We start from the raw sequence: 20411 nt of genomic DNA, 5'->3' as shown, positions 1-20411 counted from the left end.
CGAATCCGCGTGATTTGGCATTTCTCTTTTGTTTATATTTTAGGACTAGTGTTCCTTGAACAGGTTCGTCAGGTGGTCCATGAAGACCTTCAGGTAACGTTCCTTGTCGACGTTGATGGCAACCTTGACGTTCGGGTTTGGATCGTTCAGCTTGGAATTGTCACCGATGATCCGGGCGTAGTAAGGGCCTTCCTCGTAGACACACTTAACAAAGAGGCTCAGCGTAGTAACGAAGGATGGGTCGATCCCAACACCAACGGCCAGTGGATCGTGGATGGCACAGCCGTTCTTGTCGATATCCAGGTTGTAGTAGGCGTCGATGTAGAAGTCGGTGATGTCGGCGTAGGCCTTACCAGCCTTGGTACCGAGGTCACGCCATTGTTGGGTTTCCTTCTTGGTCAAGAGAGTCCGCAGGGTAACGTCCAGGCCAACCATCGTCAGTGGCAGGTCAGACGTCAAGACTTCGTTAGCAGCCTTTGGGTCCTGGTTGATGTTGGCTTCGGCAACTGGGGTAACGTTCCCCTCAACCGTCAGGGCACCACCCATGAAGGTAACATTGCCGATCAGGTGGGCAATCTCTGGGTCCTTCTTGAGGGCGGCAGCCAGGTTAGTCATCGGGCCAGTTGGGATGATGATCAGGTCCTTGCCATACTTGTGGGCGGCGTCGATATAGAAGTCCACCCCGGATTCTTCCTCAATACTCCGGCTTGGCGCTGGCAGTTGAACCTCACCGATCCCGTTGTTTCCGTGGATGTCTTTGGAAACCTGCATGACGTCGAAGTGGTCCGTCGTGCATGAGTGTGGTAAGCCCTTGAATACTGGAATGTCGGTGTGACCGAGCAGTTCCAACAGCTTCAGACTGTTCTCGGCACAAACGTCGAGCAGGTTGTTACCGTAGGAGCTAACGATCCCGATCAGGTCAACTTCTGGGTCAGCCAGGGCGTAGGCAATCGCCAAAGCGTCGTCAACACCGGTGTCCAAGTCAAGAATCATTTTTCTTTTAGCCATATTAGTCCCTCCAAGATTAACTAAAATTTACTATCTACGTTTTCTATGATAAATTAGTTTTTTAGTAAATACAATAGGTAAAACGTTAAAGATGGTAGCGCTTTATTAAAATTTTGATTAGGCAAGAAAATGTTATAATGGTTAAACAAAAAATAAGAAAGCGAGGCCCGTATTCAATGACGGAAGAAAGTTATGATGTAACGATTGTTGGTGGCGGCCCGGCCGGGATGTTTGCGGCCTTCTACTGCGGCCTGCACGAACTGCACGCCCAGCTGATTGAAAGCCTTCCCCAATTGGGTGGACAGGTGGCCGCCCTGTACCCCGAGAAGCAGGTTTGGGACGTAGCCGGGTTGCCGGGCGCCACCGGCCAGGAATTGGTCAACCAGCTGAAGAAACAATTGGCGATCGCCCCGGTCGACCAGTTTCTGGGTGAAACCGTTGACGACGTGGTCAAGGAGGAGGATGGGACCTTCACCATCAAGTCAGCCGACCGAATTTCCCACTCCAAGGCGGTCATTATCGCCCTGGGCAACGGGGCCTTCACGCCGCGTAAGTTGGCCCTCGATGGTGCCGACCAGCTCGAAGGGGACCGGCTGCACTACTTTGTCAGTCACAAGGACGACTTTGCTGGTCAGCGTGTGGCGGTGTTGGGTGGCGGCGACTCAGCCATCGACATTGCCCTGATGCTGGAACCGGTGGCTAAGGATGTCTACCTAGTCCACCGGCGCAATGAGTTTCGGGGCCTGGAGCATACCGTCAGCCAGTTGAAGGCGTCGTCGGTCCACCTGGTTACTCCCTACTTGCCAAAGCGTCTCACGACGATGGCAGATGCAGTGACGATCGACCTGAAGAAGATGCGCAGTGACGACGAAGACCAGCTGACGGTCGACTCAATCGTGGTCAACTACGGCTTTACCGCCAACAACGCTGCTTTGACCCAGTGGTCGCTGGACCTGGCCAGCGAACGTCACCTCCTGACGGTCGATTCGACCATGCAGACGAGTGTCCCCGGGGTCTACGCCATCGGTGACGGGGTGACCTACCCAGGGAAGACGGCGCTGATCGCCACGGCCTTTGGTGAGGCACCGACCGCGGTAACGGCCCTCGCTAAGCAGCTCTATCCACAGAAGCGGTTAGCTGTTCACTCCTCGTCGATGAATATCAAACGTAAGTGACAATGGCGCGATACCCACCAAACCTGGATCGCGGCCTTTTTATTTTAAGAATATGCGAGATTTAATTGACTTCCCGGATACTTCTGTTATTCTATCTTTAATTTAATTTTCTAATTAAATTTTAACTGTATAGAGGGGTAAAAGCATGAATCATCAATCAGGACAACAAGCATTAATTATTAGCGCCATTATCATTCAGTGATCTGGGCGCTAATTGGTGCTGCCCAGGTGTTAGGTCTGGGCGGTGATGGTGACCATGCGCAAAACGGTCAGCAGCTGCCAAAGCTGTTGGCCGTTTTTCTTTTGCCTGGTGTTGGTAAAGGTCTATTTGTGAGGTGAAGTAGATGGGAACACTTAGTTTTTCTTTTGATACTGACAAGCTGCAGAAACGCAGCGATGAGATTACCAAGGGGGTGGACCGGGCCGCAGTCTCCTGTATACCACGGGCCGGATTAAGCGACCGGCGGACATGGACAAACCGTTCATCGCCGTCTGTAACTCCTACATTGAGATTGTTCCGGGGCATGTCCACCTGCGTGAGCTTGCGGATATTGCCAAGGAGGAGATTCGTAAGGCGGGTGGGGTACCGTTTGAGTTCAACACGATCGGGGTCGATGACGGTATTGCGATGGGCCACATTGGGATGCGCTACTCACTACCCAGCCGGGAACTGATTGCCGATGCGGCCGAAACGGTCATCAATGCTCACTGGTTCGATGGGGTCCTGTTTATGCCAAACTGTGACAAGATCACCCCGGGGATGCTGATGGCGGCCGCCCACACCAATGTCCCGGCGGTCTTTGTCTCGGGCGGACCGATGAAGGCGGGGCTAGACCCGCATGGGAAGGCGATTACCCTCTCCAACATGTTTGAGGCGGTGGGGGCCTTTAAGGATGGGAAGCTCTCCCGGGAAGACTTCTTGGAAATGGAGCAGAATGCGTGTCCAAGCTGTGGCTCCTGTGCCGGAATGTTCACGGCTAATTCCATGAACTGCCTGATGGAGGCGCTGGGGATGGCCCTACCGTTTAACGGCACCGCTCTGGCGATCTCAAAACAACGCCGGGAACTGGTTCGTCAGGCCGCGCGTCGGGTGGTAGCGGTCGTCAAACAGGGGCTGACCCCGCGGGAGATCATGACCAAGGAGGCCTTTGACGATATTTATGCTGCCGACATGGCGATGGGGGGATCTACCAATACGTTCTTGCATGGCCTGGCGATCGCCCACGAGGCCGGGGTCGATTATACCGAGAAGGATATCAACCGGATCGCCAAACGGACCCCGCATATCGCCAAGATTGCGCCATCCTCGCATTGGACAATGGAGGATGTCCACCGGGCCGGGGGGATGCCCGCGATCATGAACGAACTGATCGAAATGGGTGGCGATGTCTTTCACCCCGATCGGCCGAGTGTCACCGGTAAGACGATTCGGGAGAACGTTCTTGGTCATCATTTGCAAGACGAGGCGGTCATTCGCCCGGTTGCCAAGGCCTACTCACCGGTGGGCGGCCTGGCGGTACTGTATGGCAACATTGCTAAGAATGGGTCGGTGATCAAGTCTGCGGGAGTTGACCCGACCATCACAACGTTTACCGGTAAGGCGGTCTGCTTTGACTCCCATGATGCCGCCGTCAAGGGAATTGATGGTGGAGCTGTCAAGAAGGGCGATGTAGTTGTCATCCGTTACGACGAGGGACCAAAGGGCGGACCGGGGATGCCTGAGATGCTGAATCCCACGGCCGATATCATCGGACGGAGGTTGGAGAAGGATGTGGCCCTGATCACGGATGGCCGCTTTTCGGGGGCTACCCACGGTATCTGCATTGGTCACGTTTCACCGGAGGCTGCCTCGGGCGGGGAGATTGCCCTCATCAGAAACGGTGACCGGATCCACATCGACTTGGTCAGACGGACAGTCGACCTGCTGGTATCCGATGAGGAGCTTAGGCAACGCCGGCGGGAACTACCGCCCTTCACGCCCAAGGTCAAGCAGGGGTATTTAGCCCGTTACCAGGCCCTGGTGACCTCGGCCGATACCGGTGGTGTAATGGTCGGTTATGATCAGCTGCTTAAGGCGGCCAATAAGTTGCAATAGGCGAAAGGGAGGGAGGAGGATGAATGAAGTACGACAGGATGGTCAGATTGTTGACCAAATCATCAAGGCCTTGCAGGGTGTTGTTGACCCGGAGCTTGGAATTGACCTGGTTAACCTGGGGTTGATCTACGGAATAGATATGACCATTGATGGGACAGTAACGGTCACGATGACCCTGACGACGATGGGCTGTCCGATCACGGACGTGTTACGACAGATGATCGAAACAGCGATCCGGAAAGTGAATGGGGTTTGTCGGGTCCGGGTCGACGTCGTTTGGGAGCCGGCCTGGACGCCGGCGCGGATGAGTAGGCTGGCCAAGATTACCCTTGGCTATCACGGTTAAAAATAGAGGAGGAAAAATATGAATAAGGTTGTTTCATTTGGAAGGTGGCTAAGCAAGTGGTTTACACTCTTTGTGGTGTTATGGGCGGTATTCAACTACCTTGTACCCAGTTTTTCAGCCCCCGTTGTTGCTAACACAAAGTATCTGTTGGGCGTGATCCTGTTTGGGATGGGGCTGACTCTGACTGGCCAGGACTTTAGACGGATTGTTCAAAAGCCAGTCCCAGTCCTGCTGGGGACAGTGGCCCACTATCTGATCATGCCGAGCCTAGCCTGGCTGCTATGTCTGGTATTTCAGCTGAAGGGGGCGACAGCGGCCGGGGTGATCCTGGTGGGCGCCTGCCCGAGCGGAACCTCATCGAGTGTCATGGCCTACCTTGCCGGTAGGGACGTGGCCCTGGATGTGTCGATTGAGGCTCTGTCGACCCTGCTGGCCCCGGTGATGCTACCGATGATTCTCTACCTGTTTGCCGGGCAATACGTCAAGGTACCGACCCAGAGTCTGTTCATGAGCACGCTTGAGATCGTGGTTCTCCCGATTGTCTGTGGGGTGGTGGTACACACCTTCTTTGGCAAACGACTGGCGCCGGTTCTGGACTTTTTGCCAATCGTATCCCAACTGGCGATCCTGGCCATCATCGGGGCGGTGGTGTCGGCCAACCATGCCAACCTGTTTACCGCCGCGACCGCGATCGTGATTCCGGTGGTAATGCTGCACAATCTATTGGGTTACACGCTGGGTTACCTATTTTCACGGTTGCTGCGTCTTCGCCAGCCGCAGCAGAAGGCCCTGACGTTTGAGGTCGGCATGCAGGACTCTAGTCTGGGGGCCACCCTGGCACTGACCTACTTCTCACCGGCTGCCGCGATTGCGTCAACCCTCTTCAGCATCTGGCATAACATTTCAGGATCTGTCCTGTCATCCTGGTGGAAAAGCCATACAAGAAAAGTCTGGCGGAGATGGTCCAGGACTACCGGCGTGTGGAGGATGAGGCCGTGGAGTAGGTTGATGTTTTGATAGCCTAATGATGAAAAGACCCCAGCATAAAGCGGGTCCCGGCGTTCGGATTTACCGAATACCAGGGCCCGCTTATTTTTAATCGCTAACGTGGTGACGAATTATCTTTACTTTTGCTGGAGGATGCGGTCAATAACGTCGAGGCCGAGCTTGAAGAAGAGGCAGAGGTTCATCAGCCAGAAGAACTGGTTGAAGACGTGCCAATGAATGGCGGCCAGTGAAAAGTGGCAGAGGTTGTACACGATCACGAGGAGGACGTAAAAGAGGTTGGCCCGCAGAATGTCCTTAGACCAATGGTGGTGGATGATATACGTCCAGCACCGCCGGGGATAACTGAGGATGTTTTCCATTTAATGTGCACCTCCTACAAGTTGGCGACCAGCGCGGCGACGACGAAGAAGACCAGGGCGGTTAGGTAAGGAATTTTTAAATTATCACGCATGATACTCACTTGACTTTTCTATGATTGAATAATTGCTTTACTGTCAGTATAATAGTGTTGTTTTTTGATGTAAATTAACTTTGAAAAAAGGAGCTAAGAACTTGAACAAACGAGCGAAGTATTGGATCTATGGGGCGTTCTGCTTAATTGTCATTGTACTGGCTGTGACGCCACAATTACGGGACCACCGCCAGCGGGCTCAGCAACCGCGTCAGGCAGCGGCCAGTTGCCCCGTAAAACGCCCAAATAGCATGGGGAGGGGGACGGGAAGCCACTATCTGCGGAAGCCGATTAACTGGCGTAAGTCCTCAGAAACGGTTCCCTACCCGGATGTTAATAAGGTTAAGGACCTCTGGGTTAAGGTGGACCTAAAGAAGAACCGGACCTACCTCTACGACGGGTCAAAGCTTATCTATACAATGTATTGTACCGGCGGCATCTACAAGAAGGATCCCAAGACCGGCAGGGAGAAGAGCGCCACTCCGACCGGGACCTTCCATGTTCAACAGGAGCGTGGTGATAGCTTTTACAACGCCAAATTGCAGGAAGGGGCTAACTACTACACTTCCTGGCTGAACCACGGGGAGTACCTCTTCCACAGCGTACCGACCACGGCCGATGGATCGTACAACATAAAGGAAGCGGCCAAACTGGGTAAGACCCAGGGATCACACGGCTGTATTCGTCTGTCAGTTCCCGATGCCCGCTGGATGGAGCAGAACTTACCGGTTGGCACCAAGGTCGTCATCGTTGGTTAAGTAGCGGGATAACCACCTTTAGACCGATTAGGATTACGTTGATCAGGATGAAGATGCAGAGTCCCGTCAGCCAGGTGAGCTTTACAATGGGAATAAGCATCGCGAGCAAGTTATAGATGATGATTAAAACAACCAGGGCGCCGTCACTGATGACGAGGTGACGAAGAAACGCCGGCGTTAGGTACTGTCTAAGCATGATGATCCTCCCTTAACGAATGATGATCTTGGTGTTTTTGGGCAGGGATTGGAGCCACTGGGCATCCGGCTGTGATAACTGGATGCTGTTGGGAAAGGCAAATGCCGTCTTCAGCCAGTCCTTGGCAACATGGTCCTGGTCAACCGTTGCGGGGGCGATGATGTAGCACTGATGACTCAGTGCCGACCAGTTGCGCCCTGCCAGGGTGTGGTCGGAATTGACGTGGGCAACCTGTTGGCCATGGTGTCCCTGACTGGTGAGTGCTCGTCGTTGAATGTTGGTACGGGTGTGCATGATGTAGACCACCCGCTGTCCGCTGAGCACGTAAAGACGGTTTAGCCCGGGTACCATGATGAGCCGCAGCTGGCCCTGTTTGGATAGGTCCAGGTAGTGCCGGTGCTCAGATGGCTTGTTGATGTTTGGATGGCGGAGCCGGTTAACGTTAAGGACCTGACTCGGGCGACTGGCACCACTGATGAAGCGACTGCTGTCGACGTAGGCGTGAATGTTGAAGATAAGGACGATGACGGCAAACATGGCCGTCGTGAGCAAGATAAACTGCTTTTGCTTGTTATTCATTTGATCAATCCCTTGCGATGTTAATCTCATTTCTATCTTATCGTATCATTAACTATTTTGGAGGAAAATATGAAAAAGTTTTTGGCACTCTTATTGATGATCCCCCTGCTGCTTGGGATGACTGTGCCCCCTGCACACGCAAAGCCACTGATTGATGCCTCGGCCGCGGTAATGGTGGATGCCTCTACTGGTCAGGTGATCTATGAACAAAACGCCCAAAAGAAGTTGCCAATTGCCTCGATCAGCAAGCTCCTGACGGCGGTGGTGATTGAAGATGAGGTCCACAGCAAGCAGATCACCGGTGATACCAAGGTCAAGATTGACAGTGGGGTTGCTGATATCTCAAATGATCCCCAGTATTTGGCAATCGGCCTGCAGGAGGGGAATGCCTACACGGTCCGGGAGCTGTTGAACGCCTCCTTGGTCAAGTCAGCTGACGGGGCGGCGCTGGCCTTATCAGCGGCAGCCGGGGACAGCCTGGATGAATTTGACATGAAGCTCCAACAGAAGGCTCGAGATATTGGCTTGAAAAATTACACGATTGTCAATCCGGTTGGGCTGACTAACGGGGACCTGAAGTCATTGGCTTCTAAGCAGTACGCGGACAATGCCGAAAACGCCATGACGGCTACGGATGTTGCCATCCTGGCCCGCTACCTAGTAAACCATTACCCGCAGCTGCTCCAGGTCACGGCCCAGAAGCAGGCCACCTTCATGATTAGTAAGGGTAAGACAAAGACCGAAAAGAACCTGAACGAGATGCTGCCCGGTGGCAAGTATACCGTACCGGGGGTGACGATTGACGGCCTGAAGACGGGAACCTCGGACAAGGCGGGGGCCTGCTTTGTCAGTACCGGGAACTACCGGGGTCACCGGATCATCACGGTGGTACTCCACGCTAACGGCCAGAACAAGGATAACCGCTTTGTACAGACCCAGCGCCTGTACCAGATGCTAAAGCAGAGTGACCGTCTGCAGACCATCACCCTACCGAAGAATATCCGCCAGCAGCCACTGGCCGATGGGCAAACCCGTCAGGCGACACTTAGTCCAAAGCAGATCACGGTCTGGAATGCCGGCGGTCATATTCACAAGTACACGTTAGCGGTCAAGATGAAGAAGCAATACCTAAATAAACAGGGACAACTGGTGGCGCCACTTCGCCGCAACCAGACCCTGGGGGATCTCGACCTTTCCAGTAGTCAGGTCAAGACCCTTGACGGTGGTCCGCTGACATACCGGCTGACCAGCACTGATAATGTTGCCCGGGGAAACTTCTGGCAGCGGCTATGGCACTAACGGTATTGTCAGGACCATGTCGTGAAGATGGATGCCATTCTCGTGGATCGTGGTGATGGATGAAGAAGTTCGGCTCACCACATTGAATATCTTAAAAATGGGACTGCGGCAAATACTGCTACAGTCCCATTTCAATATTATTAGCCAAACATTTCGTCGACCTTGGTGTGTTCAACCCGCTGCCGGGTTGCCAACAACTGGTAGGTGACTTCTGGTGTTCTCGTCAAACGCTCCGTCAGGGTAAAACCATTTTTGCGGTAGAAGCGCAGTCGGCGCAAACGCTGGTGATTGTTAGCCGCCGCGGCGTCCGGCTGCTCGATATCCAGGATCAGGATGTCTGGAGCATACTGCCGCTTGAGCTGGTCGAGGATTCGGCTCCCGTAGCCCCGAGATCGAACCTGGTCGTTGACTGCCAGGTAGAGAACATAGTGGATTCCGTAGTGGTGGATGACGTAGGAAAGACCGACAAAATGGTCATGGTCATAGAAGACCAGGAAGTCGGCCCGCCGGAAAAGCCGCTTGAAGAGCAGCCGGCTCCAGGCCTCCTGTTCGTACTTCGGGAAGGCCCGGTAGTAGAGCGCCTTGACCTGTCGATATTCAGGTAGACTTGGGTTGAGCAGTTTAACAGTTAAAGGCAAGCATATCCCTCCTATTGTTTGTCCCCCATTCTACCAGACCAAGTAATGGTTGCCACTTGGGCTGATCAAATTTAGGAGATTATTAAGTTTCACCGGGTAGATATTTCCCGGGAAATAAAAGGGCCCGCCGTCACATAAAGCGACAGTGGGTCTTAATCATTGGGTTACTTGTTGTTGGCATCCGGGTTGGTAATCTTGATCCGGTTAGAATCGGTCGAGGAGTGGTTCTGCTCCGGTGCATCGGTACTGAAGTCGTTTTCGGTCGACTGATCATGGTTCTCGGAATAGAGACTAGTCGACTTATTCCCCTTCTTCCGTTCGATTCGCTCGGCCCGCTTTAACCCGTTGGAGTAGTTGTAGTCGGCCGGGTTGACCGCCTTGAAGCCCTTTGGATGGTAGAAGCGGAGGAGGTTCTTCTCGTTGAGTGAGTCGGACAGGCTAAGCTCGGTGTTGACCAGCTCGTGATCCTTCTTGATCCGTTCCTGCTGCTTCTTGGTCAGCTTGGCCTCCTTGCCAGTCCGGTTGTCGTAAACCGTGCCGCCGATCACAGTATAGTGGGGGGTGACAAAATCCTGGTTGCGGAAGGCGACGACCTGGCTGTGCTGCTTGGAGAAGAGGTCGGTCCCAAATTGGATATAGCGTTTGGACGAAATCCCCAGCAAGTGAAGCAGGGTCGGCAGGACGTCGATTTCCCCACCATAGGTATGGTCGATGTGACCGTGGCCTCCGGAGTGTGGAATGACGAACATCATCGGGACACGTTGGAGCTGGGCGTTATCGAAGTCGGTCCAGTCGTCGGCGTTCTTATCAAGAACACTAGCTAGCGAGGTGTTTTCGCTGTTAGAGATTCCGTAGTGATCACCGTAGAGCATGATGATGGAGTGATCGTAGAGACCGGTCTTCTTCAGGTAGTCGAAGAACTGCTGGATAGACTGGTCGAGGTAGTGGGCAGTCACGAAGTAGTTATCGACATTGCTGTCACCGGTGTTAGTGGTCTGGAAGTTCGGATCCTTATCCTCATCATCCAGGTCGTACGGGAAGTGGTTAGTGACCGTGATGTACTTGGCATAGAACGGCTGCTGGAGGGCCTGCAGGTACTTGATTGAGTCCTTGAAGAGCAGCTTGTCCTTCAGTCCATAGCCGGTTGCCTTGTCACCGGACGTATCGTAGTAGCTGGCGTCGAAGAAGTACTGGTAACCAAGGTTCTTGTAGACGTTGTTCCGGTTCCAGAAGCTGGCAACGTTGCCGTGGAAGACCGCGCTGGTGTAGCCGGCCCGTTGGTTGAGAATTGCCGGGGCCCCCTGGAAGGTGTTGTCACTGCCCAAGGTAGCAAACAGGGACCCCTGGGGCAGGCCAAAGGTCGAAGTTTCCAGCATGTTTTCCGCGTCACTGGTCTTCCCCTGGCCGACCTGGTGGAAGAAGTTATCAAAAGCGTAGGTGTCGTTGCTGTGGTAGAGCGAGTTCAGGAAGGGGGTCACTTCCTGGCCGTTGATCTTCTTGTCAATGATGAACTGCTGGAAGCTCTCCAGGTGAATGACGATCACGTTCCGTCCCTTGGCGATCCCGAACATCTGTGGGTTCGCCTTAGCGTAGTGCTTGTCCGTGAACTTCTTGACCTTCTCCAGCTCGGACTTGGTAGCACTCTGCCGCATATCGTTGATGTGCTGGGACTTAACTAGGTCGTAGCCAGTGAAGGCGTCGATCCCCAGGTACTTGACGATGTAGTTGCGATCAAAGGTCCGGCCAAGCAGCTGCGGACGGCTCATCTCACCAAATGCCAGGTTGACCCCGAAGAGGACCAGTGACATTGAGGTGAAGGCGAAGGCCAACCGGCTGCCGATTGCCCGCGGGTCGAAGTGGATCTTGCGCAGCAACATCAGGACCAGGATGACCACGATATCAAGCCAATAGAAAACGTCGTGGAGATTGGTCAGGGCCAAGGAACTGCCACTAAGACCCTGGTTGACCTTGGAGTAACCAGTCATCGTGGCGATGGTCATGAAGTCCGTGAACTCCCGGTAGTAGATCACGTTGAGGTAAAGCAAAAGCGTGTTGGCAATGTCCAAGCCCATGATCACCGGGTAGAAGAAGCGGGCCCGTTTGAAGTAGAATGCTAGGCTGTAAATTAGTGCAGTGGTTGCCAGGGGGTTGAAGATTAGAATCAGGAACTGAAAGGGTCCCTCAACCCCGAGGCTAAAGTCGGTAAAGTAAGCAAACAGGGTTTTGAACCAAAAAAGGACGACCAGGAGGACGAAAAAGCCAATCCTAGTGTCCACAAATTTGCTTAATTTTTTCATTAGGAATGTTCCTCGCAATCAAAGTGTTTGTTTAACTTGCCAGAGTAAATTTAGCAAATCAAAATCATTCTATCACAGATTAGCGCGAAACATGATCTCTGCTTAAATTATTGTGAAAACTTAATCCTTTACGGGAACGGTGGCCGGGGTTGGCCCGGTCAGCCAGTCGTAGTTGAACAGCCGCTTCAGATGGCGATTGACCGGGATCCAGATCCCCGCGTTGAGGATGTCTTTGAGTGATGCCAACCAGTTCTTATCTTGGCGGTATTGCTTGGTGAGGAGAATGCGCAGCTTCTGGCCATCTTCGGTGATAACCTTGACCGCCCTGCCATTGACGGCCACAATTCGTGCGGCAACGATGTCAGCGTTACTGGTATTCTTTAATGTCATGTTAATTCCTTCCTTCTATAATGCCAGTCTAGGGGATGGGTATGAAGAAATTATGGCCCAAAGGTTAAAGTCTCCCTAAATGTCCTTAAGAAATAATTAAGGCCAAAATTCCTACAAGTAGCTCATTGGAAGCGGTACAATGAAGAAAATGGTAATTAGGAGGATGACCATGATGACAAAACTTAATCTGTACCTGGTCCGTCACGGACAAACCTACTTTAATATTTACAATAAGCTCCAGGGCTGGAGCAACTCCCCGCTGACCGAAAAGGGTAAACAGAACGCCCGTGATGCCGGGGAACGGCTCAAAAATATTCACTTCGCTGCGGCCTTCTGCAGTGACACCACCCGGGCGGTGGAAACCATCCAGACGATCCTGGACCTCAACCAGGCTGACTCGGTGAAGCACCCAGTAACTTCGCCGTACTTCAGAGAGGAGTTCTACGGTTCCTACGAGGGTACCAACATGGACCTGGCCTGGTACAACGCTGGAGCCCCCCACGGCCTTAAAAACTTCCATGACATTGTCACCGAGCATTCGATCGGCCAGGCTAAGGATTGGCTGAAGGACGCCGACCCGTTCCACGATGCTGAGAACAACGACGAGTATTGGGCGCGGATGGATAAGGGAATCGAACTGGTTCGCCATGCTGACCTCCCCGACGGTGCTAATGTCCTCTGGGTCAGCCATGGTAACACCCTGCTAAGTCTGGTCGAACGCTTCGGCGGTGGCAAGTATGACGTCACCGTACGGCCCAAGAACGGGAGCTTGACGACGGTCACCTTAACGGACGATCGCTTTAAGATCGTTGAATACGACAAGTAAAATTGATAAGTGCTGGTGGCTGACTAAACGGCCGCTAGTTTTTGAAACTGGGCAAGTAAACGTGGAAACTAAACCGACTTGACTAATTCGCGGCGGCACGATTTTGATTAACTAGGAGGTTTGATTATGGTTAAAATTGCGCCATTTGGCGTGGAATCCTGGCTAAACAAGTGGGAGAAGAGCGCCACTTACGACATTTCCCAGAGCACGATCGCATCCCTGAGTATGCACGACCTGCTCAACCTGGACGGTAATAACGGTCAGGAGTTCTACGCGATGTTGGATAAGCAGAAGATGAACTACGGCTGGATCGAGGGGTCACCGGAATTCAAGCAGGAGGTCGCCAAGCTCTACCAGCATGTTGATCCGGAGAACATCCTCCAGACGAACGGGGCCACCGGCGCCAACATTCTGGCCCTCTACGCCCTAATCAACCGCGGTGACCATGTGATTGCCGAGTACCCGTCCTACCAGCAGCTATACGACATTCCAAAGTCGCTGGGCGCCGCCGTCGACTACTGGCACATCCACGAGGAGGACAACTGGTATCCCGACCTCAACGAGCTGAAGAAGCTGATCCGGCCCGACACTAAGATGATCTGTCTGAACAACGCTAATAACCCGACCGGGACCATCCTGGACCGGGACTTCCTGGAACAGGTGGTGGAGATCGCCAGGGCTGTCGGTGCCTACGTGTTGGTGGATGAGGTCTACCTACCATTGGACCACCCGGCGGACTTCACCCCGATCGTTGACCTCTATGACAAGGGGATCTCAACCAACTCCCTGTCGAAGACCTACTCCGTGCCCGGGGTCCGAATCGGTTGGACGGCAACGAACGCCGAATTGGCGGACGTCTTCCGTAAGTTCCGGGACTACACGATGATCTGTGGTGGGGTCTTCAACGATCAGCTGGCCACCTACGTCCTCCGGCACCGGGACCAGGTTTTGGCCCGTAACCGGCAGCTGGTCCTCGGCAACCTGGCCATTTACAAGGACTGGATCGACCACGAAGACCGGGCCAGCGTCGTGATGCCCCGGGCCGTCTCGACCTCCTTCCCGAAGCTGGACGTGCCGGTGGATATCCACACCTTCTGTGAAAACCTGCTGAAGGATACGGGAGTCCTGTTGGTTCCCGGGGACGCCTTTGACACGCCGGAGCACGTCCGTCTGGGCTACTGCGCTCCCGAGGTGACACTGCGGGAGGGGCTTAAGCGGCTTTCCAAGTACATGCACCAATACGACTAGTAATAAAAAAGGATCGCGCGGCGATCCTTTTTTATTACTTAATTTTGTTGTGGTTGTTTAGCCCATTTCAGACCAACCCCAGTGAACCCACTAAGAATTGAGAAGACCGGGCTGAGGAGGCTGAAGAAGACGAACGGTAGGAAGTGGAGAACGGGGACACCCAGGGTGGCAGCGGCGAAGGAGCCGGCCACACCCCATGGGATCAGGTAGTTGATGACACTACCCCCGTCCTCGAGGACCCGACTGAGGGCCAGTGGGGCAAGGCCCATCCGCTGGAAGGCGGGCTTGAAGGCCTTACCGGGTAGGATGACGGAGAGGTACTGCTCCCCAACGAAGAGGTTGATCCCGATCCCGGACAGGATGGTCGTGGTGACCAGCGGCCCCGGCTTGCGGAGACGCTTGACTAGGGGCTCCATGGCGGATTGAACGACGTGGAACTGCATCAGGATCCCCCCGAGTGAGAGGGTGACGATGATCAGGGAGACGGTTCCCATCATACTGGTGATCCCACCCCGGGAGAGGAGGGCGTTGACGGCACCGTCACTGGTGTGGGCGACAAAGCCCTCAGAAATCAGGTTGGTCAGTGACTTCAACGACTCACCTGGCTTCTGGACAAAGATCATCCCCACGGTCACCAGGATGTTGATGAAGAGGGTTGGGATGGCCGGAACGTGACGCCATGCGCAGACGAACGTCAGGATGATCGGTAGCAGGGCCCACCAGCTGACTGTGAAGTGGGTCTGCAGGATGGTGATGGTATGGTTGATCTTGGCGGCACTCATCTGACCGTTGCTATTGCCCAGAATCCAGAAGAGGATGAAGGAGACGACAAACGAGGGGATGGTGGACCACATCATGTTTTTGATGTGGGCGAAGAGGTCGCTACCGGCAATGGCCGATGCTAGGTTGGTGGAATCGGATAGGGGGGACATCTTATCCCCGAAGACCGCCCCGGAGATGATGGCACCCGCAACCAGGGCCGGATTGACGTTCATCGCCATTCCCATCCCGAAGAGGGCGATCCCGATCGTTGAGATAGTGGTGAAGCCACTTCCAATCGACAGCCCAACCAGGGAGCAGACGACGAAGGTTGACGGGACGAAGAAACGGGCGCTGATCAGCTTGAAGCCGGCGACCATGATGGAGGGGATGATCCCCGCCTGGATCCAAACGGCAATCAGGGATCCGATCAGGATAAAGATGAAGATCGGGATGATTGCCGTGCCGATCCCATCCTGGATGCCCTTGTGGATGTCATCCCAGGAAGCACCGCGCAGCTTGGCCCAGAAGACCAGCAGGGCGATGGTAAACAGGACCGGAATTTGTGGGGAGAGGCCAAAGTGGATGACCGCCGTCCCCAGGATGATTAACATAATGACTAAGATGGTGATGGACTCACCGAAACTGACTTTTTTCATAAATAAATTCTCCTTTGCTGTGGGTACTTAGTGACAAACCTATGCACCCCACCGATATCGAACAATTCCGCCGCAAGCTTGCATGATATCCTCCTTTCAAATCAAAAAATCGCCTCGTTGACTATTACATCAACGGGACGATTTAAAACCGTGGTACCACCCATATTACACATTGTGTGCACTCGTATCAGGTGGTAACGGCACTGACTATGGCCGGACAATTAATATCCTCGTGATAATTCGCGCGTGCCTGCCTGACCGGTTCGCACCTCACCACCGGCTCTCTTACACCCAACAGGACGCCTACTGGAACGATAATTGTTGCAATTATCATATCGTGTCGAAATGAGAAAGTCAACCATAAAATTAAAGGAAAATGAGAACGCTACTTCGCTGCCTGGGCCCAGCGGTGGTTGAAGAGTAGGTTCAACAGGACAGCGGACACGCTGGTAACCACGATCCCGTTGCCGAGGATGATCTGGAACTCGGTCGGTAGGTACTGGAAGATGTGAGGGTACATGGTGACTCCGAGGCCCAGGCCGATCGAGACGGAGGCCGTCAGCAGGTTAGCGTTGTTGCTGAAGTCAACCTTGTGCAGGATTTGGACTCCCTGGACGCCGACCATGCCGAACATCACGATCATTGCCCCACCTAAGACCGGCGTCGGAATGACGGTGGCCAGGGCGCCGACCTTCGGCAAAAGGCCGAGGAGAAGCAGGAGGAAGGCGGCGTAGTAAACGGGCCGGCGGGTTTTGACCCCGGACATCTTCAGGACCCCGACATTCTCAGAGAAGGTTGAGTAGGGGAAGGTGTTGAAGAGGCCGCCCAGGATGGCCGCAATCCCCTCTGCCCGGTAACCGCGCTCGAGATCCTTACCGGTTAGTTGCTGACCGGTGATGTCACTGAGGGCGAAGAAGACCCCGGTCGACTCAATCATGGTGGTCAAGGAGACCAGCATCATGGTGATCATGGCACTGAGGTTGAAACGAGGTACCCCAAAGAAGAAGAGTTGTGGGGCGTGGAACCAGGCCGCCTCACTGACCGGCTTCAGGGAGACGAAGCCCATTGCTCCGGCGGCAAAGGAGGCGATCAGGATCCCTAGCAGGATGGCAATCGACTTGATGAAGCCACGGCCAAAGGCGTTGAAGAGCAGGATGATGGTAATGGTCAGGAAGCCAATCAGCAGGTTGGCCGGGTCACCGAAGGAGTGGGCCGTCGCTGAGCCGCCCCCGAGGTCCTGGAAGCCGACTGGGACCAGGGTGAAGCCGATGATGGTGATCAAAGACCCGGTGACCACCGGCGGGAAGAAGCGCTTGAGCTTGGCAAAGAAGCCGGCGATCAGGAAAACGAAGACCCCGGCCGCAATGATTGCACCGTACATGTAGGTGATACCGAGCTTGCCACCGATCGATTCCAGCGGGGTGACGGCCTGGACGGCACAGCCGAGGACAACGGGGAGGCCGATCCCGGTTACCGGGGTCCGTTTCAGCTGGAGCAGGGTGGCGACCCCGCACATGAAGATGTCGATGGAGACCAGGTAGGTCATCTGCAGGGTCGAAAAGTGTAGGTACTGTCCGATCAGCAGTGGTACGAGGACGTCCCCCGAATACATTGCCAGCAGGTGCTGGAAACCGAGCACGAAGTTTTTCCACTGGTCCGCGAAGTTGAATTGGTGGGCATGAGTTGTGACCGTCATTGGTTGTTTCACGAATAATTCCTCCTAATAGTAGTGATGGTCAATTCGATCAACAGCCAAATAAAAAAGCTCTCTTTGCCAAGAAAAAGCAAAAAGAGCTGACGTTCAATTCGCTTATAGTCCAAAGTTTACGGCTTTGGGTAGGAACTACCGTCCATATTACGGCATTATATAGGCTATTGATTTCGTTGAAAGTGTTGTTATCATAACATGGAATTGCGGGGGATGCAAGCAGACTGTTCGGCTTTTAGTCTTGCCGGTGCTCTGAATAAATAAGATTGTTCAGTTATCCTGGGGTAACAGATTAGTTCTAAATGAGATAAAAGTGGTATTATATTAGAAAGAAATTAGTTAATCTGCCAATCAAACAGAGAGGACGCGAAACGAATTATGAAGAAAAAGATGAGCAGTTGTACGGCCATGCTGGTCGGGAAGGGTGCCACGATTGACGGTTCCACGATCATTGCCCGGGACGAAGACGCCGAGGATGGGGTTAATCCTAAGACTTTCAGGGTATTCCCAGCCAAGGATTACACCGGTGAGCACTACGTTTCTAAGTACAATGGCCTGACTGTTGATATGGAAGGTCAGGGATGCCGGTTCACGGCGACGCCCAATGGGGTTCCAGACGAGGGCCGCTGGGACGAGCAGGGGATCAACGAATACAACGTGGCCATGAGCTCTACCGAGACCGAAATGACCAACGCCCGTGTCCTCGGTCACGACCCACTGGTCAAGGACGGGGTCAACGAGGACTCGATGCTCTACTTGGTTCTGCCGTTTATCAAGAGTGCCCGTGAAGGGGTTCAACGCCTCGGCCACCTGATCGAAAAGTACGGGACCGGCGAGACCAATGGGATTGCCTTCAGCAACCACGATGAGGTTTGGTACCTGGAAACCGCCGGTGGTCACCAGTGGGTTGCCCAGCGGATCCCGGACGATGCCTACGCAATTGCGCCAAACATCATGTGCATCGAGGAGATCGACTTCGCTGACCCTGACAACTACATGTTCGCCAGCGGCATTCGCGAGTTCGTGGACAAGTTCCACCTTAACCCGAACCCAGGCACCTTCAACTTCCGGAACATCTTCGGGACCCAGGATGAGGCCGATGCCTACTACAACACGCCGCGTTCCTGGTATGGACAGAAGCTCTTCACCCCATCTGTAGAGCAGAATCCAACTAGTCAGAACATCCCATTTATCCAGCACGCCGAGAAGAAGATCGCGGTTGAGGACGTGGAACAGTTCCTGTCATCGCACTACAACGGTACCCCGTACGACCCGATGGGCACCTTCGCCTCCGGTACCCCAGAGGAACAGCGGAAGTTCCGCTCCATCGCCTTAGACCGGAACCAGAGCTCTTGCATCCTCCAGATTCGCAATGACGTGCCAGCCGAATACGCCGCCATCCAGTGGATTAACTTTGGCTTCTACTGCTACAGTCCATACGTGCCGTTCTTCACCAACATCAACGATACCCCGGCCAACTACCAGGTTGCCACGAACGATGCCGACCCGGCCAAGAGTGCCTACTGGCTGCATAAGCTCCTCGAGGTGGTCGTGGAACCACGCTACCACGAGTTCATTAACGAGGTGAATGATTACCGTGACGGTTGCCAGAGCTACGGGGTCGGCCGCGTCGACGCGATCACTGCGGCGGCCGCGGGTAAGCACGGTGACGAGCTGACCGCCTACCTGACGACAGCCAACAAGGAGTCCGCCGCCTACGTGACGACAGCCACTCACCAATTGATGAGCAGTCTGATTCACCAGGCCCTGTTGAACTCCAAGTTCCAGTTCGAACGTGGGGATAACCTTTAACCTGCTGTAAAAATAAGCCCAGCCGGGCGGCGTCTACCGAGATCTTTCGGGAAGTACCGTCCAGTTGGGCTTTTTTGGTGTTAGAATGGATGGCAGACTTTTCGTTTGGGGAGTAGTGAATTTGAGTAAGTTCAAGAAACACGTCATACGGGAAATGAAACAGTGGGAGCAGAGCCAGGCTCACGAGCTGACCAAGATTCGGGCCGCCCAGCGTCACCTGATTTACAACGTAGTGGCCTACCTAGCGATCTCGATCCTGGAGTATTGGCTGGCCGCCATCAGTCAGTCCCAGACGCTGCGGGCCGATGCCTTCAATAACCTGTCGGGGATCATCTCGACCGTTCTGCTGATGATGGGCCTGCATATTGCCCGGGATATCAACGATAACGATATTGCGGGAGCCAAACTTCCGGACAGCAAGTACCAGAAGGTGTTGGGTGGGGACCAACGGATTCAGTTTGTTCGCTGGCGCTATGAAACGGTCTTCTCCCTGGTTACGGCGGTAGTGATGGTTTCCATTGCCCTCAGCGTTATCGGTGACGGAATTCGTGGGCTTCTCACCCCAGCCAGGCGGGTAGTCCCCGAACCAGTGGCCATTGTCGGGGCCGGGATTGCCTCGGTAATCATGCTGGTCGTCTGGTACATGAACCGCCGCACTGGGCACCAGTTGTCGAACGCCGCCCTGCTGGCCTCGGCTCAGGATAGCCTGAGTGATGCCTTCACCAGCATCGGGACGATGGTTGCCATCGCCGGGGCCCTGCTCTTTCACTTGACCTGGTTGGATGGGGTCACCAGTATCGTAGTCGGCTTCTTCATCCTCTATTCGGGGTTGAAGATCTTCTTTGAGACTAGCTTGAACCTGGCTGACTACTTTGACCCCAAGGCGGAGCAGCAGTACTATGACGCCATCCGCAATGTCAAGAAGGTCCACCAGATCGTGGAACTCAAGGCCCACTATAACGGGAACGTTGTCTCATTGGACGCCACCTTGATCGTTAATGGCAAGATGACCGTTCTGGAGAGCTACCAGCTGTCGGAGAAGATTGAGCGGATGCTTCGCAAAGAATTTGGGATCATCGACGTCGATATCTCCTTTATGCCGGACCCGCACTCGTTTTCGGATAAGGATGTCAGCGGGCACTTTTAAAAAGCAAAAAAG

At 54.0% G+C, this 20411-nt stretch carries 18 protein-coding genes, 1 pseudogene and 1 riboswitch; of the genes and pseudogenes, 10 read left to right on the top strand and 9 right to left on the bottom strand.

Features of this window, described 5'->3' with window-relative positions; translation table 11 throughout:
- Positions 1–45 precede the first annotated feature (45 nt).
- Positions 46–1008 (bottom strand): nucleoside hydrolase, encoded by a 963-nt coding sequence (locus FD34_RS03675; protein WP_057806874.1) that lies wholly within the window; start codon positions 1006–1008, stop codon positions 46–48.
- Between the two features lie 176 nt (positions 1009–1184).
- Here FD34_RS03675 and FD34_RS03670 point away from each other — a divergent pair, with 176 nt between their 5' ends.
- The 4 genes and pseudogenes from FD34_RS03670 (at position 1185) to FD34_RS03655 (ending at position 5641) form a co-directional block, all read left to right on the top strand.
- Positions 1185–2183: an NAD(P)/FAD-dependent oxidoreductase gene (locus FD34_RS03670; RefSeq protein WP_057806872.1), complete on the top strand. Its 999-nt coding sequence runs from the start codon at positions 1185–1187 to the stop codon at positions 2181–2183.
- A gap of 344 nt (positions 2184–2527) precedes the next feature.
- Positions 2528–4278, top strand: a pseudogene (ilvD, locus tag FD34_RS03665) (dihydroxy-acid dehydratase).
- 19 nt (positions 4279–4297) lie between these two features.
- A complete protein-coding gene (locus FD34_RS03660; RefSeq protein WP_057806869.1) occupies positions 4298–4624 on the top strand; it encodes a metal-sulfur cluster assembly factor in 327 nt (108 codons plus the stop codon).
- 18 nt (positions 4625–4642) lie between these two features.
- Positions 4643–5641 carry a bile acid:sodium symporter family protein gene (locus FD34_RS03655; RefSeq protein WP_083479841.1) on the top strand — a complete coding sequence of 333 codons (999 nt, stop codon included), beginning with the start codon at positions 4643–4645 and terminating at the stop codon, positions 5639–5641.
- Positions 5642–5748: 107 nt separating this feature from the next.
- On the opposite strand, the gene FD34_RS03650 is transcribed toward FD34_RS03655, so the two are convergent.
- Complete coding sequence (locus tag FD34_RS03650; RefSeq protein WP_057806867.1) at positions 5749–5991, bottom strand: hypothetical protein; 243 nt, start codon at positions 5989–5991, stop codon at positions 5749–5751.
- A 193-nt stretch (positions 5992–6184) separates the two neighbouring features.
- On the opposite strand from FD34_RS03650, the gene FD34_RS03645 reads away from it, so the two are divergent.
- The gene (locus tag FD34_RS03645; RefSeq protein WP_057806866.1) at positions 6185–6841 is read left to right on the top strand and encodes a L,D-transpeptidase; all 657 of its coding nucleotides are present in this window, start codon (positions 6185–6187) and stop codon (positions 6839–6841) included.
- Here the strand turns inward: FD34_RS03645 and FD34_RS03640 are convergent.
- Together FD34_RS03640 and FD34_RS03635 are read right to left on the bottom strand one after the other, a co-directional pair.
- On the bottom strand, positions 6828–7037 hold the full coding sequence (locus tag FD34_RS03640; protein ID WP_057806864.1) for a hypothetical protein: 210 nt from the start codon (positions 7035–7037) through the stop codon (positions 6828–6830). The genes FD34_RS03645 and FD34_RS03640 overlap by 14 nt on opposite strands.
- A gap of 12 nt (positions 7038–7049) precedes the next feature.
- A complete protein-coding gene (locus FD34_RS03635) occupies positions 7050–7616 on the bottom strand; it encodes a hypothetical protein (protein WP_057806862.1) in 567 nt (188 codons plus the stop codon).
- A gap of 69 nt (positions 7617–7685) precedes the next feature.
- On the opposite strand from FD34_RS03635, the gene FD34_RS03630 reads away from it, so the two are divergent.
- Entirely contained in the window at positions 7686–8915 is a 1230-nt protein-coding gene (locus FD34_RS03630; RefSeq protein WP_057806860.1) for a D-alanyl-D-alanine carboxypeptidase family protein, read from the top strand.
- Between the two features lie 140 nt (positions 8916–9055).
- Here the strand turns inward: FD34_RS03630 and FD34_RS03625 are convergent, their stop codons facing one another.
- From FD34_RS03625 to FD34_RS03615, 3 genes are all read right to left on the bottom strand, one after another.
- Positions 9056–9553 carry a GNAT family N-acetyltransferase gene (locus FD34_RS03625; RefSeq protein ID WP_057806858.1) on the bottom strand — a complete coding sequence of 166 codons (498 nt, stop codon included), beginning with the start codon at positions 9551–9553 and terminating at the stop codon, positions 9056–9058.
- A 164-nt stretch (positions 9554–9717) separates the two neighbouring features.
- On the bottom strand, positions 9718–11850 hold the full coding sequence (locus FD34_RS03620; RefSeq protein WP_057806856.1) for an LTA synthase family protein: 2133 nt from the start codon (positions 11848–11850) through the stop codon (positions 9718–9720).
- A gap of 120 nt (positions 11851–11970) precedes the next feature.
- Complete coding sequence (locus FD34_RS03615; RefSeq protein ID WP_057806855.1) at positions 11971–12240, bottom strand: hypothetical protein; 270 nt, start codon at positions 12238–12240, stop codon at positions 11971–11973.
- Positions 12241–12412: 172 nt separating this feature from the next.
- Here FD34_RS03615 and FD34_RS03610 point away from each other — a divergent pair, with 172 nt between their 5' ends.
- Both FD34_RS03610 and FD34_RS03605 read left to right on the top strand, forming a co-directional pair.
- On the top strand, positions 12413–13066 hold the full coding sequence (locus FD34_RS03610; RefSeq protein WP_057806909.1) for a histidine phosphatase family protein: 654 nt from the start codon (positions 12413–12415) through the stop codon (positions 13064–13066).
- Positions 13067–13192: 126 nt separating this feature from the next.
- Complete coding sequence (locus FD34_RS03605) at positions 13193–14314, top strand: aminotransferase (RefSeq protein WP_057806853.1); 1122 nt, start codon at positions 13193–13195, stop codon at positions 14312–14314.
- Positions 14315–14352: 38 nt separating this feature from the next.
- On the opposite strand, the gene nhaC is transcribed toward FD34_RS03605, so the two are convergent.
- A complete protein-coding gene (nhaC, locus tag FD34_RS03600; RefSeq protein ID WP_057806851.1) occupies positions 14353–15732 on the bottom strand; it encodes a Na+/H+ antiporter NhaC in 1380 nt (459 codons plus the stop codon).
- 385 nt (positions 15733–16117) lie between these two features.
- Positions 16118–17428 (bottom strand): nucleobase:cation symporter-2 family protein, encoded by a 1311-nt coding sequence (locus FD34_RS03595; protein WP_057806907.1) that lies wholly within the window; start codon positions 17426–17428, stop codon positions 16118–16120.
- A 97-nt stretch (positions 17429–17525) separates the two neighbouring features.
- A riboswitch (purine riboswitch) is annotated at positions 17526–17623 on the bottom strand.
- Positions 17624–17818: 195 nt separating this feature from the next.
- On the opposite strand from FD34_RS03595, the gene FD34_RS03590 reads away from it, so the two are divergent.
- Both FD34_RS03590 and FD34_RS03585 read left to right on the top strand, forming a co-directional pair.
- Positions 17819–19252: a C69 family dipeptidase gene (locus FD34_RS03590; protein WP_057806849.1), complete on the top strand. Its 1434-nt coding sequence runs from the start codon at positions 17819–17821 to the stop codon at positions 19250–19252.
- A 121-nt stretch (positions 19253–19373) separates the two neighbouring features.
- Positions 19374–20399, top strand: coding sequence for a cation diffusion facilitator family transporter (locus FD34_RS03585; protein WP_057806847.1), 1026 nt, complete (start codon positions 19374–19376; stop codon positions 20397–20399).
- Positions 20400–20411: the final 12 nt, after the last annotated feature.

This window comes from Limosilactobacillus pontis DSM 8475 (genome assembly GCF_001435345.1).
GTDB classification, from domain to species: Bacteria; Bacillota; Bacilli; order Lactobacillales; family Lactobacillaceae; genus Limosilactobacillus; species Limosilactobacillus pontis.
The sequence above is the reverse complement of the archived record's forward strand: the minus strand, read 5'-3'. Positions and strand labels throughout refer to the sequence as shown.